The sequence below is a fragment of the Streptomyces sp. NPDC048507 genome (genome assembly GCF_043199995.1).
Taxonomy (GTDB): Bacteria; Actinomycetota; Actinomycetes; order Streptomycetales; family Streptomycetaceae; genus Streptomyces.
The window spans coordinates 1-13,186 of record NZ_JBICWZ010000037.1; the positions used below are offsets into that span (position 1 = coordinate 1).

Here is a 13,186-nt window from a genome sequence, read left to right on the forward strand (position 1 = left end):
GGGATGGGGGATGACCGGCGGGATGACCAGGATGACTTCACATGAACTCCGAACTCATCGACCCCATTCACCCCCAACCAGCAAAAGGTCATCGGGTCGACCCGGCGTGATGGCTCTGCGGATTGGCTGCCTGCGCCGGGGCAGCCCCTCTCCGTATATGTGGGGCCAGGGGTCGGGACGCATGCAGACGACAGGGTGCGTGCGAACCTCGGATTCAGCTGGTCTGATCGGCTGCGTCGAGCTCAAGCGGCCTGCTGCTGATGGCAAATTGGGTCTGGTCGCCTAGGCCTGCTTTCGTGCCAGGTGGGGTGGAACCGGAGGAGTGGATGCATGGGCCAGGCGCGCCTCCATCCCTCCTGCGCGTGGCTGCCATCGTCTCGACGGTCCTCGGTCGTTGGCTCGCAAGAGGGGTGCTAGCTCAGCAACTTGGGTTGTGGCGTACGCCATAAACTGGCAGTTCGCACCTTTTGTACCATCGATTCTAATGTGATGTGTGTCACAGACGACAGGCGGCCATCGGAGGGGTCGGGCTCCTTAGAGGTCTAGACATCCCGCGAGTTGACCCGGTAAACGGAATCCAGCACATCAGCTTGTTGTGTGGCCTTACATAGGCCCACGGATGGCCACTGGGAGCGGATCATCATGATCGTTTAGACAGCGCGCGGAGTAGGCTGCGTGCCTCGAGATGGGTGGGTCGGCCACTACGCCCGGTACCGCTGCGGAGAGGATTGGCCCATGACGCGCCCGATGCTGACCCAGCGGGAGGCGGCCGCCGCGTGCGGCGTCAGCCGCTCCACCATCCGCCGCCGCCGTGAGGCCGGTGACCTGCCCGGCTCGGTGGAGGACCCCACGCGGGGCTGGATGATCCCGGTGGACGCCCTGCTGGCCGCGGGATTCCGGCTGAACGCCCCCGCCCCGGCAGACCCCGCCCCCGAGGCTCTGGCTGGCCCCGCCGCTCCGGCCGATGGCCAAGGCCAGGACGCGGCCGCCTTGCGCACCGAGCTGGACCGGATCCGCGCGGAGCACGCCCTGGCCCTGGCCGAGGCCCGGTTCGGGCAGCAACTGGCCCAGGCCGAGGCCGAGCACCTGCGTGTGCAGCTGGCGGAGCGAGGCGAGCGGATCGCCGACTTGCAGCGGGCGGTGGCTGCCCTGACCCCGGCTCCGGAGCGGGCCGCGCTCACCCCGGCGCCGGGCGGGCCGACCGTGCCCGGCCAGGCCCAGGCCGAACCGGCGTCCGCCCCGGCCCCGGCCGCCGAGGCGGGCGGGCCGCGTCGGCGGTGGTGGGGCGGCCGGGCCTGACCTCGGACGCACCGCGGCGGGCGGCACCCGGGGTGCCGCCCGCCGCCGTTCGTTCAGTGCCCGGGATCCAGCGCGGTCTCCAGCTGGGTCGGCCGGTAGCCGGACTCCAGCAGGACCGCCGCCGCCTTGCGGATGTCCCCGGCGGCCGTCTGCTTCACGCCCAGCGCCTCCATCACCATGGTGAGCGGGACCAGGTCGACATGCTGCTCCGCCGTCTCCGGGCGGGCGCCGGCCGTCAGCAGCATGCGGGCCACCAGCCGCTCATTGCGCTCACGCGGGGTCAGACGGGCGTAGTCCTCGGCCTGCTGGGCCCGCGCCTCGATCATCGAGGCCTCGTACCGGGCCTGCGCCGCCGCATTGGACGCCTCGGCGGCCGCCTGAAGCGCGGCCTGCTTGTCGGCCCTGGCCCGCTCCGCCTCTGCACGCTCCCGGGCGGCGGTCGCGTTCTGGCGCTCCGTCTCCGCCTCCGCGCGGGCCTTCTCCGCGCGCTGCTTCTCCGCTTCCGCCTCCGCGCGCTCCGACTCCGCGAGGTCCTCGGCCGCCTTCCGGCGCGCGGCCGCCGCCCGCTCCGACTCCAGCGCCTCCGACTCCGCGAGTGACTGCCGCTCCGCCGCCGTACGCCGGTGCTCCGCAGCCACCTTCGCGGCCGCCGCCTCCGACTCCGCCGCCGCGCGGGCCGCCTCCGCCTTCGCGGCCGCCGTGCCCGTCCGCGCCGCCTGCTCCAGCTTGATCACCTCGACGTCGGTGTCGTCGGTGAGCGCCGCCACCGCAGCGGCCTTCTTCCTCAGACGCTCGCGCTCCGCCTCCGCGTCCCGGCGCTCCGCCTCCTCGCGCTGGCGCTCCGCCTCGGCGTGCTGCCGCGCGTCTTCCTCCTCGCGCTTCTGCTCCTCGCGCCGCTCCGCCTCGGCCCGCCACTTCGCCGGGAGAGCTAGCGCCTCCTCCACGGTGAACCCCTGGCCTGCCATCGTCATCGGCAGCATCTGTTCGTCGGTGGCGCGCGCCAGGTCGCCGTCCAGCTCCTGCTTGAGCCAGACACGGTAGCCCTCCAGCTCCCGCTTGCGCTGGACCATCTCCGGGTACGAGCGGATGTTGGCGAGCCGCATTTCCCGGTACAGCCGCGGGGTCTTCCACGGGGAGAGCGCCCAGCGGTGCAGCGGGATCCGGTCGATGGCGGTGCCGTCCTCCAGCTGCGTGGCGTGCACGATCAGCCGCCGCGCGGCCTCCACCCCGACCACGAACAGGACGGGCATCAGCCCGTGCCAGAACACCCGCACCGGGCCGGGCAGCACCGCGGCGGCCGCCCCCTCGGTTGCCGTGGCCACGGCCGCGCCGGCCGCCGCGTTGATGATGACCGTGGCCGCCGTCATGCCGTGCGCGGCGAACCGCAGCAGCGGCCAGGGGGTCCGGCGGCGGGTCATGTAGAGGTCCAGGGCGAGGAACCCGATGATCGCGCCGTCCAGGCCGATCGGGATCCACGGGGCCAGCCAGCCAGCGAACCCTGCGGCCGCCGCCTTGTCCGCAACCGTGGTGTACGACGCGGCGAAACCGATCACGGCGACCGGGATCATCCCGACCAGAGCGGCCACCGCGAGCACCTTGGAGACCCGGCCGGCCCCGGCCGAACCGGCCGACGGGTCGGCCACGGTGGCCGGGTCCACGGGAGCGGTGGCCCCGGCCGTGGACACCCCCTGACCGGCCACCCCCGGCCGACCCTGGCCGCCCAGACGGGGCGCGGCCGGAGCGCCATCCGGTCGGGCCGGAGCGCCCGGCCGTGGCCCCGGAGCGGCCCCGGCCGTGGCCGGAGTGGCCGGGGCCACGGCCTCCCCCTGGCCGGTCGTCTGGCCGTGCGTCAGCGTCGTTTCCATCCGGGCAGTCTCCCCCCTCGGGGGTGCGGCCGGAGCACCGGCCCGCCCAACCGGAGCGGGAGCCGGTCCGGCCGGAGCGAACGGGACGGGCGGCCGGGTCAGATCGTCGAGCATGTGGTGCGTCGTCACAGGAACCTCCAGAACAGGGTCTTGGGGGGCGGGCCGGGAGACTGCTCCCGGCCCGCCGGATCGAACGGCCGCGGTGGCCTGTCCCTCCGGGGAGGGATGCTCTTCCACGGCGTGAGGGGCGGCCGGTCAGCGGCCGAGGTGCGCAGCGATGTCCGCGTTGAGCGCGGCGGCCGCCTCCGAGGCGTTCCGTATGGCCGCGGCCGCGTCCTCCGCCTGCTGCTGCGCCTGGGCCTGCTGGAGCCGGGCGGCCTCGTAGTCGGCCTGAGCCTGCGCGGCGTTCACCGGGCAGCCCCGGCGAGGAGGGCGGCGTTCAGGCGGGCGGTCCAGCCCCCGCACGCCGGGCACCGGTAGGTGCCGCGGGTCCGGTCCTGCTTCATCCGCCGGCCGTGGCAGCGCGGCGCCGTCGCCCGGCTCACCGCCGACCCCACCGGCAGGCGCCGCTGCTGTCCTTGTCCTGGCCTGCCACGGGCTTGGCCTCGGCCGTGAACCAGCCGCCCCGGCTGGCGCTGTAATCGGTGGCGTGGCGCTCGCGGTCCGCGTCACTCTGGCCCTGGGCCAGCTCGCTCTGGGAGATCGTCTTGCGGAATGCCATGATGTGGCTCCGTCTCTCGTGAGGGATGGAAGCCCCGGGGCGGCCGCCCAACTGCCAAGAAAGTCGGTCGCCTCGGGGTGTCTTGTTTCTGGTGCTCCCGACCCCTCTCGGGGGTCGGCGTCTGAGGTGTCAGGGAAGCGCGTCAGGCCCCCTGTCAGGGCCTGCTAGGAGTCCGATAGAACCGCAGGTCAGAGGGTCGATAGGCCTGCCTATCGGGTGCCCTGGGAGAGGGCCTGGGACGGGGTCGGGGAGAGGTCCTGGCCGGGGTCCAGCAGACCCCCCGGAATCAGCCGCAGGACGGCCGCAGCAGGGGTGCTGTCGGGGGCCGGGACGGGGGCCGCGGCGGGGGTGTTGGCCGCGGGTTCGGCGGGGGTCTCCCCGACCGGCTGAGCGGGCACCCGTACCGCCTCGACGGGGGCCTCCCCCAGGGGCCGGACGGAGGCCTCGGAGCGGGCCCTCAGCAGGGCCCCGGGGGCCATGCCGAGGACCTCGGTCGCCATGTCCACCCGCACCCCCACCCGGGTCACCGGCCTGCCGCCGATCCGCATCCCGATCTCCTTGGTCGGCAGGCCGACGCGCTCCACCCATTGGCGGAACTCCGGCACCTCCGTACCGGCGGAGACCAGGCCCGCCGCGCTCGCCGAGGCCAGCACGATGTCCAGGTGGACCCCGGCGCGCCGAGCCGCCTCGGCGTCGGCCAGCGCCCGCAGCACGTGCAGCATCAGCACCGTCCCCCGGTCCACGGGCTGCTCCTCTTCCTGCTCTACGTTCTGCTGCTCCTCCTGCTCCGCGGCGTGCTTTTCGTCCTCGGCCGGCTCTTCCTCGTGGTCCTGGTCCTGGTCCTGGTCCTGCTTCGCGGACCGCGCGGCCCACCGGGTGGCCCGGATCGCCTCAGCCTCCGCGAGGGAGGGCCCGGCCATCAGGGCGCCGGTGGTCCAGGCCGTGAGTGCGCCGGTGGTGATCAGCCCGGACCAGGAGTCCCAGACCTGGCCGCCCCAGGCGGCCGCCGGGCCGGCCACGACCTGGACAAGAACGGCCACTCCGACGGCGGTGACTGCGCCGCCGAGCCCCAGCAGGGCCAGGGCCTCCCACAGGGGCCGGGCCGACGCTGCCCGGATCGCCGTCTCCGCCTGCGCGGACAGCACCACGGTCTTCGGCACCTCGTCGTCGGCCAGGCACTCGTCGTCGTCCTCGGCCAGGTCGTCGTCATCATCGAGGTCGGCGGCGGCCGCCTTCGCGGCTGCGGCCCTCGCCTTCTTCGCGGCGGCGGCGCGCTTGCGCTGGCGGGTCTCGGCAGCCTTGACGGCCTTGGCGCGGGCCTGTGCCTCCCGGGTCGGGTCCAGGGACACCGCCCGCCAGATACCGCCCGCGAGGGCGCCCAGGCACCGGCACCCCAGACCCAGCAGCCGCACCGAGCCCCGGGTCAGTACGACCCACACCGGGCCCATACCGTTCCCGACGGCCCGCACCTCACCCGCCACGCCCCGCAGGCCGGCGGTGTGCTGGGCGGCCATCACATGCCGCCCAGCTTCGTTGCCATGGTGGTGACCAGGGTGGTCGCGAGCGCCCAGATTCCCCCGGCTCCGGCAAACGTCCACCCGGCGCCGACGCCGAGGAACGCGGGCATCCAGAGGTTCTTCCACTTCGGAATGAAGATCATCAAGCTACTGCCGAGCGCGACGGCGCCGAGCCCGAAGTTGCCGAAGCTGAGGCCCTCCATCAGGCCGCGGGGGACCTCCGCCGCGCCGGAGGCGACGCTGCCCCACATCCCGGACGCGGAGGCGGACAGCGTGCTGAACACGATGCCGAGGATGCCCGCCTTGTCCCTGTCCAGCTTCATGCGGTCGGATCCGCGCAGGCCGCTGAACAGCAGGAATCCCATCGCGAAGGCGAGGCCCGACACGCCGACGCTACCGAGGAGGGAGCCGCCGCCCGTGGCGGCGAGCACGGTGTCGGTCGCGAGGATCTGGTTGGGGGTCACAGCAGCGCTCCGGGGGCGTAGAGGGCCGCCGACAGGGCGACCGTGGCGAGGGGGATGTGAGCGGCCCAGCGCAGCGGCGGGGCCCAGTTACGGGCGCGGGCCCGGCGATCCAGAGCGGCCCAGCAGCCGGTACCGGCCAGGGCGGCCATAACGGCCGGGGCGGCGAGCGCGGGCCAGGGAGCGGCCCACGCGAAGACCTCCGCCACCAGACCGGTGCTGCCCTGGCCCCAGGCCAGCCCCGCAATCAGCCCGGCCGGAGCGGCCAGCGCGCCGTACGGCAGGTACGGGCGCAGCGCCCGGCCGAGCCGCCATCCCGCCCACCCCGCGCAGCATGCGACCGCGGCCGTGGTGACCGGGAGGACCGAGACCATCGCGGAGTCCAGCCACGCGGCCCCGCCCATCTGATTGCCGGTCAGCCCCCACAACGCGCCGTGCCCGACAGCGGCGGCGCTCCCGTGATAGGCGAGCCACCCCCACCTCGACGCGGCACTCCGCGCCGCACCCGGCTTCGGCGCGGACGCAGCGGCGGGTGCGGCCGGAGCCGCACCGCCCTCCGCACCATCCGCGTCCGGGCCGCCAGGACCGTCCGATTCGGCCCGCTCGGGCTTCAGCGACCACCAGCGCTGCCGCCCCGAGTCCGCCCCGGCCTCAGCCTCGGCGCCGGCCTCGACGTCATCGCCGCTGTCCGGCTCGCCGTCCAGGTCTTCGTCCGCCTCAGCGGCGGCCTCCGCCTCGGCCTGCTTCCGCGCCTCGGCCTCAGCAGCCTCAGCAGCAGCCCGCCTTCGCGCCTCGGCCGCCTCGCGCATCCGGCGGCGAGCGTCCTCCGCGACCGGGTTCGGGCGGTTCCGGGCCTCCCACTCCGCCTGCCGGTCCCGCTCCCGGGCCTGCCGCTCGGTCAGGACCGGGGCAGGTGCGGCCTGTACCGGAACGGCCGCGGCCGTCTGCGGGCCGTCCTCGTCCCACTCACCGGCCAGCACTTCCTCCAGCCAGTCACGGCCGGTGTCGTCGGTGGTCGTCATACCGTCCCCCGGCCCACACCCAGCCCCGACAGCAGCCCCCGCCCGGCCAGCAGCCGATGCACCACTCGCCGCTCCGACTGACGCAGCCCGCCCCGCACGCCGAGGACCTTCGACTCCGTGGAGCACTGCTCCAGCTCCCGGGCCAGGCACCAGGACTGCACCGGGCACCCGGCGCACACCGCCAGCGCCTCCCGCTCCGCCGGGGACGCCTCCCGCTCCACCGGGGTCAGCTCCCACGGCTCCGGGAAGAACAGCTCCGGGTCCACGCTCGTGCAGGCCGGGCCTCCCGACCGATCCCGGCGCACCGCCGGGGCGGGGGCCAGGTCCTCGTACTGCCACAGCCGGTCGAGCCAGTCGGCCGGACGCGCAGCGGTCCAGCCAGCCGGAAGCGGGGGCACCCCGCGCACGGCGCTCACAGCTCGACCCCCAACGCCCGCAGGCCGGCCCGCACCCGCAGCTCATCCCCACCCAGAGCCAGCGCCCCCGGCGCCGCCTGGGGGATCTCAACCAGTCCGGCGGTGCAGCACCGTGACGGTAAAACCGTCCGCGTCCCCACCACCGCAGGGCACCCGCCCCGCCGGGGGCGCCACCAGCGCCCCATCTCTGCAACCATCACGAGAGTCGGTCCCCTCATCCACACATATGGGCAGGTCCGACAGCCGTCCCGACGCTCCAACGCCGGGCATCACCATGCCGAGCGCACTCCAATGCGACCGGCACAGGCGGCCCCTGGCTCCAACCAGGGGCCGCTCTGGCTGACGTGAGATAACGTATACGTTAGAAGTAGCCGAACGCAAGGTTGGCGTATACGCTAAATCTCGTTCGGGGTGATCAGCGGAGGGAGCTGGGGACGTGGCCAGGTATGAGGAAATCGCGCGTGACCTGCGCGAACGCATCACACAGGGGGTGTACCCCCCGGGTTCGGCCCTCCCTCTCATGCGTGACATCGCTGCGGAGTACGGGGTCAGTGACATCACCGTTCGGAAGGCGTGGGGGGTACTCACCCGCGAAGGACTGATTGAGTCCCGACGTCGTGCAGGCACGTTCGTGCGCGAACACCCCGACCGGCTCCGCCTGCTGGTCCGAAACCGCCAGATCGAGCGCGACCAGCTCGGCTACTACAGCGGACCGGAGGTGCAGCACTGGCGGGCGATCCCCTGGCCCGAGGGCGACACCACCCGCGTCACCACCGCTGCTGTACCGGCGGACGTGGCGGATGCGCTCGACGCCTCGGCCGGCACCGAACTGACCGTGCGGCGGCGGATCGTCGGAGATCCCGACGTGGACACGCACCGGCAGCTGGCGGACAGCTGGCTGGCGTCCTGGGTGATCGAAGAACTGCCCCAACTCACCGGAAGTACCGGCCCGGGTGGAATGTATGACCGGCTGGAAGAGTGGGCAAAGAGGCCACTTGAATGGCGAGAAGAAGCCTCGGCCCGAATGCCTGCACCAGATGAGGCAGAAGCCCTGAACATGCCTACAACGGGCGTACCCCTGCTGCGCGTCATTCGGGTTACCTATTTCCCGAAACAGGGAAAGAAGCCTTCTCGAATTGTTGAGGTGCAGGACATCAGAATGTCCTCTGCACTGTTCGCGGTTGGTTATCCGCTCCCGCGCGGGGCCTCTGCGAAATGGCCCGTACAGCCCGCAACAAGCGACTATTACCAGGTTTCCGAAGAGGATCAGGAAGCCGAGGAGTGACGCTCCTTCCCCCCTTCATCAGGGGGTGGGGGAGCATGGTCCACCACGCAAAGAGCCCCGTCGATGACGGGGCCCGATGGTCCAGCCCGGGGGTTAGAGGCCCCGGTCTGGAGAAGCTTTCCACGCAAGGAAGAGCCTCATGAGAGTACGTGGCACCACCCCGGGAACACCACAGGGCCCATCGGCCGCCCCCCAGGCCAGCAACGAATGGTCGAGGCTGCGCCACGGGCGGCCGCGCCCGCTGGTGATCGACGCCGAGGTCTACCGCGACGCACGGCTGTCCGCGACGGCCAAGGGTGTGTACGGCCTACTGGCCCTGCTGCCTGATGACGCAGAGATCAGCGCGGCAGCACTCGCAGCCGGCACCCCGGACAGCCCCGCGTCCGTCCAGGCTGCGCTGGATGAGCTGGCGCACTTCGGCTACCTCGCGGATGTGACCGAGTGAGCGGGCCGTACGGCGCTGGCATCCAGCGCGGTCAGATGGCGGCCGACAAGTTCACGCAGATCTCGAACGCTCTGTTCCGGGACTCCCGGATGAGCTACAAGGCAAAAGGGATCTTCGGGCTTATCTCGACCCATACCGATGGTTGGCGAGTCACCATCGAAGACCTGGTGCGGGCCAGCACGGACGGCAAGGCCGCAGTCACCTCGGGGGTGAAGGAACTGGAGCGGTTCGGGTACCTCGTCCGGGACCGCGAGCGAAACCCGGACGGCACCCTGGGCGGCGCCGTCTACTCCATCACGGACATGCCGGCCCACCTCTTCGAGCTGTTCGGAGAGGACGCTCCAGATCTGCCTCAAATCAAGCAAAGCCGCAGGTCAGGACCTAAGTCTGAAAACCCTGCGCTGGATAATCCTGCGCAGGGTAATCCGCCAACAAAGAACACCAACCTCAAGAACACCAAGAACACCAAGAACACATCAGCGCCTGCGGCGCGAGCCGCTGGTGACGCCCGTAGGGCTGGTGCGGGTAGTAGCGCGAGCGAGCGCGCGGGCGGCTCCGCCGCGTCTTCCGGCGCTGGCGCGCCGAACGCGGGGGCTCGGTCGGGGAAGGCGCGCAAGACCGGGGGCACCCGGATGTCAGCCGAGCAGGCCGCCGCGGTGGCGACGGTGGAGGCTGCCTGGCCCGAGGCTCTGGCCGCGTTGCTGCCGAAGTACCGGCCGGTGGTCATCCGGGACACGATCCTGGCCGCGCTGGACGGTGGCCGGTCCGCGGAGCAGCTGGCGGAGCGGGTGCGGCGGCGGTGGTGGGACCACGGCTACGCCATGGATGTGATGCCGGGCGGCAAGGGCATCAGCTCCGCGGTCGGCGTGGCGGTCGGCCTGGTCCGGCCGTCCACGGACTGCCCGGACCCGATGTGCGAGGACGGTGCCCGGATCCAGTTCGGCCCCCGGGACGTCTGCCCCAAGTGCGAGGAACGCCGGGCAGCGCGCCGCGCCGACCGGCGCCAGGGCATCGTGCCCGGCCCGCGGGAGGCCGGTACCGCCCCGGTGTGGTGGGACTGCGAGGGCACCGACGACCAGGGCCAGCCGTGCCAGGCAACCGGCAAGGGCTCCCGCCCGGCTGACGGTCTGTGCTGGGTGTGCCACGACCGGGTCGAGGTCGAGGTGATCGAGCACGCCACGGCCGGCCTGCGTGCCGAGCGGGACGCGGAGTACGCCGCCCAGGCCGAGCGGGCCAAGGCGGCCGCCCAGTGGGCGCTGCTCCTGGACGATGCCTACGCCGAGGACGCCGAGCGGGACGCGGTCAGAAACGCGGCCGTACGGGCCCGGCGCGCCGCCGAGGCCGAGGAGACCCGCCGCCTCCGTGAACAGCTGGCCCGGGAGCACCCGGAGTTGGCCGCCTACGCCCAGCAGCCCGACCCGCAAGCCGCAGCAGCCCCGTTCTAGCCGCTGTGCGCCCCGCTGAGCGCCTCACAGCCCGCTCCGACCCCTTTCGGTCGCGTCGGTTCCTGAAAGTCGCTCAGCGGGGCTCTTGTGGCTTCCCGTTGCGGACGACGTCTTGGTGACGGTCCCTCACGGCCCGCCAGCACCCGCCCGCACGCTCTTCCCGCTCCCGCCCTCTACTGCCTTCCCCAGACAGAAAGTCCGGCCAGTCACCGGCTGCAATTCGGGGGCTGACCTGGGGAGATACGAACTGGTCGGAAAATCTGGTTCCCCCCATGCGTCCCCCCTCAGCTTCCCTCCTTGCTTCCCCCTCCTGGGTCCCTCCTTGCCTCCCCCCATGTGTTCCCCCGGGGTGAGGGGCAGTGCTGACACCTGACATGTCAGAACGGCGGCTGACCTGGGGTAGGAGCCGGTGTCTGCCGGGGGCGGCGGTGTCAGCGTCAGGTGTCAGCCGGTGGTGTGGCGGCCGGCGTCCGTCCCGTGGCCCCGCTGAGCGTCCGCTGAACCACCGCTGGGGGCCCGCCAGTCAACGGACCGGCAGGGCTCTTCAGCGGACTCCCAGCGGGTACTCGGCGGATGGTTCGGCGGGTGCCGGATAGGCCCTGCACGTGCCCGTGTGCACGTTCACCCCCGTGCACACGAGAGCCGGTTGGTTCCGGCCGGCGTCGGCCAACGCGTGCCGGGCGTGCCGCGTGCCGCGCGTGCCGCACGCGCGGGGGCTCGTGTGGCCCTGTCGCGTGGGCCGCGGTGTCGGCGCGACACGGGCCGTGTGGCCTGGGGCGGGAAGGCCCGGGCCCCGGTGTGCGACAGCCTGGCCGCGACACCGGCCGCCGCCCCGTCCCTGAGGAGTGCTGGACCTCTTCCTGGCTATCGCAGAAAGAGGTGTCGGCGCGCTTGACAGGCTTGCCCACCGGGCCTGACCAGGCGCGATGCTCAAGATCGCAAAAGTGGGGGTCCCACTCCCGGTCACACCTCCGGTGCACCTCCTAGTGCACCTCTACGTGCACCCCTCCAGCCCCCTTCCGGTGCAACCCCGGTCCGGGCGGCCCGGGGTGGGGCCGGCTGCGTCTGGGCGTGCTCGGGACGGGGTGGGCAAGCCCTGCTGCTCGGGCCCGGCGTGGGGTGGGCAAGCCTGGCCGCTCCGGCCTGGGCAAGCCTTCGTGCTGGCTGGGCAAGCCTGGTGTTACCTCCGGCGGGGGAGCCGGGTCCCGGGAGCCTTTGCCCTGGTCAGAGGGGGTAACAGAGCCGGAGGTAACCGGCCTGGTAACCGGGCAAGCCCGGCTTGCCCATGGGGGAGTGGTGACCGGGAAGCGAAGTCACTGGTGAGTTGGCCGGTGAGTTCCTGGTGGGTGAGTGGTGAGTTGTCCGCAGCCGGTGACGGGGGGTCAGTGCCCGGCTGTTGCGGTTCCGGAGCCCAGGCGGCGCCGGCCGGGCGCGGCCGCGGACCGGTCGGCGGGGTCGGTGGCCTCGGCGGCCGGGGCCACCTCGGCCAGCTCGGCCGCGAGGCGGGCCCGGGGGCCGGCCGCGGCCGGGGTGTCGGTGGAGGGACGGGGGCCGGTGCCCAGCGGGCGGCGCTCGATCATCCGCCCAGTCTCGCGGCCGCGCCGCCCGGCCCGCCGACCGGGCCGGGGTCGTCAGCCCCGGCTCACCCGCCGCAGGTCCCGCAGATGTTCGTCCTTCGCCGCCAGTTGCGCCCGCAGGCCCCGGGCCTCGACCTCGGCCACCTCCCGGCGGTGCTGCTCGGCCAGCAGCTCCCGTTCCAGCTCGGCCACCCGGTCCGCCGGCCCCGCCCCGGCCGTGGCCCCGGCCACGTCCTGGTGCTCCCCGGCCTCGGCCTGGGCGGAAACCGAGCCGGTCACCGTGAACCCGGCCGCCACCAGGTCCTCCACCGGCACGCCCCACCCCGTCACCGGGTCCCGCTCCGCCCCGGGGAAGGCGCCGCCCTCCCGGCGCCGACGCATGGTGGACAGACTCACGCCGCACGCATCGGCGGCAGCGCGCAGGCTCAGACGGGGACGCTCCATGCCCGGCATCCTGCCCCCGCCAACCCACCCGAGCCGGGCCGCACATCAGTTCACCACCACACCCGCCCGGGGAACCTGAATTCCGAAACACACACCAAGCTCCCCGCCCAACCCTGCTTATCAAGGCGCGCCATAATTCGATTCCAGAGGAATTTGGAACCCTCGTATCAATTCCGAAAGGCGACAGCCGAATTCCCTAAGAATTCCCTGACTGATCGTCAGATAGGTGTGTTTCAGTGAACCTTGACCCCTGGCCTCAACTCCCCAAGCCCTGTACGCTCCCGTGAGGGACGTTCCCGAGCCAGCTGACCCTAGGGGATTCCCGCAGGCCACAAGGCCGCAGACGGGCCGTCAGGGGTACCGAGAGGCACAGCTCAGACCCCGGCCAGGAGAGCGTCCCAACCGACCCCCGCCCGCTCCATTGTGGCCAGCTGCCCGCGAAGCGGGCCCAGGGCCAGGGGAGCGCAGCGACCCAGGCCCCGAGGCCGCACCGCGGCCGCCCCGGGCGAAGCGCAGCGCCGCCCGGCCACGGGGAGGAGCGCAGCGAATCCCCGCAGGTCAGAGAGCGAAGCGCACTGACCACGGCCGAAGCGAAGCGCAGGCCGCACCGGCCCGAAGGGCCGGCCACCGCGCGCAGCGCGGTGGATCACTTCCAGAGCGCGCAGCGCTCTGGGTCCCGCTCCGCGGGG

General features: G+C 72.8%; 13 protein-coding genes. 4 read left to right on the forward strand and 9 right to left on the reverse strand.

Going from position 1 to position 13,186, the window contains the following annotated elements:
* The first annotated feature begins 735 nt into the window (after window positions 1-735).
* Window positions 736-1,299 carry a helix-turn-helix transcriptional regulator gene (locus ACGFXC_RS37345; protein ID WP_393719399.1) on the forward strand — a complete coding sequence of 188 codons (564 nt, stop codon included), beginning with the start codon at window positions 736-738 and terminating at the stop codon, window positions 1,297-1,299.
* A gap of 53 nt (window positions 1,300-1,352) precedes the next feature.
* Here the strand turns inward: ACGFXC_RS37345 and ACGFXC_RS37350 are convergent, their stop codons facing one another.
* The 7 genes from ACGFXC_RS37350 to ACGFXC_RS37380 all read right to left on the reverse strand — a co-directional run bounded on the left by ACGFXC_RS37350 (window position 1,353) and on the right by ACGFXC_RS37380 (window position 7,301).
* Window positions 1,353-3,164: a DUF2637 domain-containing protein gene (locus ACGFXC_RS37350; protein ID WP_393719400.1), complete on the reverse strand. Its 1,812-nt coding sequence runs from the start codon at window positions 3,162-3,164 to the stop codon at window positions 1,353-1,355.
* A gap of 255 nt (window positions 3,165-3,419) precedes the next feature.
* Window positions 3,420-3,575: a hypothetical protein gene (locus tag ACGFXC_RS37355; RefSeq protein WP_393719401.1), complete on the reverse strand. Its 156-nt coding sequence runs from the start codon at window positions 3,573-3,575 to the stop codon at window positions 3,420-3,422.
* A gap of 130 nt (window positions 3,576-3,705) precedes the next feature.
* Window positions 3,706-3,885, reverse strand: coding sequence for a hypothetical protein (locus ACGFXC_RS37360; protein WP_393719402.1), 180 nt, complete (start codon window positions 3,883-3,885; stop codon window positions 3,706-3,708).
* Between the two features lie 209 nt (window positions 3,886-4,094).
* Window positions 4,095-5,399 carry a hypothetical protein gene (locus ACGFXC_RS37365; protein ID WP_393719403.1) on the reverse strand — a complete coding sequence of 435 codons (1,305 nt, stop codon included), beginning with the start codon at window positions 5,397-5,399 and terminating at the stop codon, window positions 4,095-4,097.
* Window positions 5,399-5,866 (reverse strand): hypothetical protein, encoded by a 468-nt coding sequence (locus ACGFXC_RS37370; protein WP_393719404.1) that lies wholly within the window; start codon window positions 5,864-5,866, stop codon window positions 5,399-5,401. The genes ACGFXC_RS37365 and ACGFXC_RS37370 overlap by 1 nt, the downstream gene beginning before the upstream one ends.
* Window positions 5,863-6,885: a hypothetical protein gene (locus ACGFXC_RS37375; protein WP_393719405.1), complete on the reverse strand. Its 1,023-nt coding sequence runs from the start codon at window positions 6,883-6,885 to the stop codon at window positions 5,863-5,865. The genes ACGFXC_RS37370 and ACGFXC_RS37375 overlap by 4 nt, the downstream gene beginning before the upstream one ends.
* Window positions 6,882-7,301: a WhiB family transcriptional regulator gene (locus ACGFXC_RS37380; protein ID WP_393719406.1), complete on the reverse strand. Its 420-nt coding sequence runs from the start codon at window positions 7,299-7,301 to the stop codon at window positions 6,882-6,884. The genes ACGFXC_RS37375 and ACGFXC_RS37380 overlap by 4 nt, the downstream gene beginning before the upstream one ends.
* A gap of 436 nt (window positions 7,302-7,737) precedes the next feature.
* Between ACGFXC_RS37380 and ACGFXC_RS37385 the strand changes: the two genes are divergently transcribed.
* From ACGFXC_RS37385 to ACGFXC_RS37395, 3 genes are all read left to right on the forward strand, one after another.
* Window positions 7,738-8,586, forward strand: a complete 849-nt coding sequence (locus ACGFXC_RS37385; protein ID WP_393719407.1) for a GntR family transcriptional regulator — start codon at window positions 7,738-7,740, stop codon at window positions 8,584-8,586.
* Window positions 8,587-8,725: 139 nt separating this feature from the next.
* On the forward strand, window positions 8,726-9,031 hold the full coding sequence (locus tag ACGFXC_RS37390; RefSeq protein WP_393719408.1) for a helix-turn-helix domain-containing protein: 306 nt from the start codon (window positions 8,726-8,728) through the stop codon (window positions 9,029-9,031).
* Between the two features lie 632 nt (window positions 9,032-9,663).
* Window positions 9,664-10,476: a hypothetical protein gene (locus tag ACGFXC_RS37395; RefSeq protein WP_393719409.1), complete on the forward strand. Its 813-nt coding sequence runs from the start codon at window positions 9,664-9,666 to the stop codon at window positions 10,474-10,476.
* Window positions 10,477-11,858: 1,382 nt separating this feature from the next.
* On the opposite strand, the gene ACGFXC_RS37400 is transcribed toward ACGFXC_RS37395, so the two are convergent.
* Window positions 11,859-12,056 (reverse strand): hypothetical protein, encoded by a 198-nt coding sequence (locus ACGFXC_RS37400; protein WP_393719410.1) that lies wholly within the window; start codon window positions 12,054-12,056, stop codon window positions 11,859-11,861.
* Window positions 12,057-12,107: 51 nt separating this feature from the next.
* Window positions 12,108-12,497, reverse strand: a complete 390-nt coding sequence (locus ACGFXC_RS37405; protein WP_393719411.1) for a hypothetical protein — start codon at window positions 12,495-12,497, stop codon at window positions 12,108-12,110.
* Window positions 12,498-13,186: the final 689 nt, after the last annotated feature.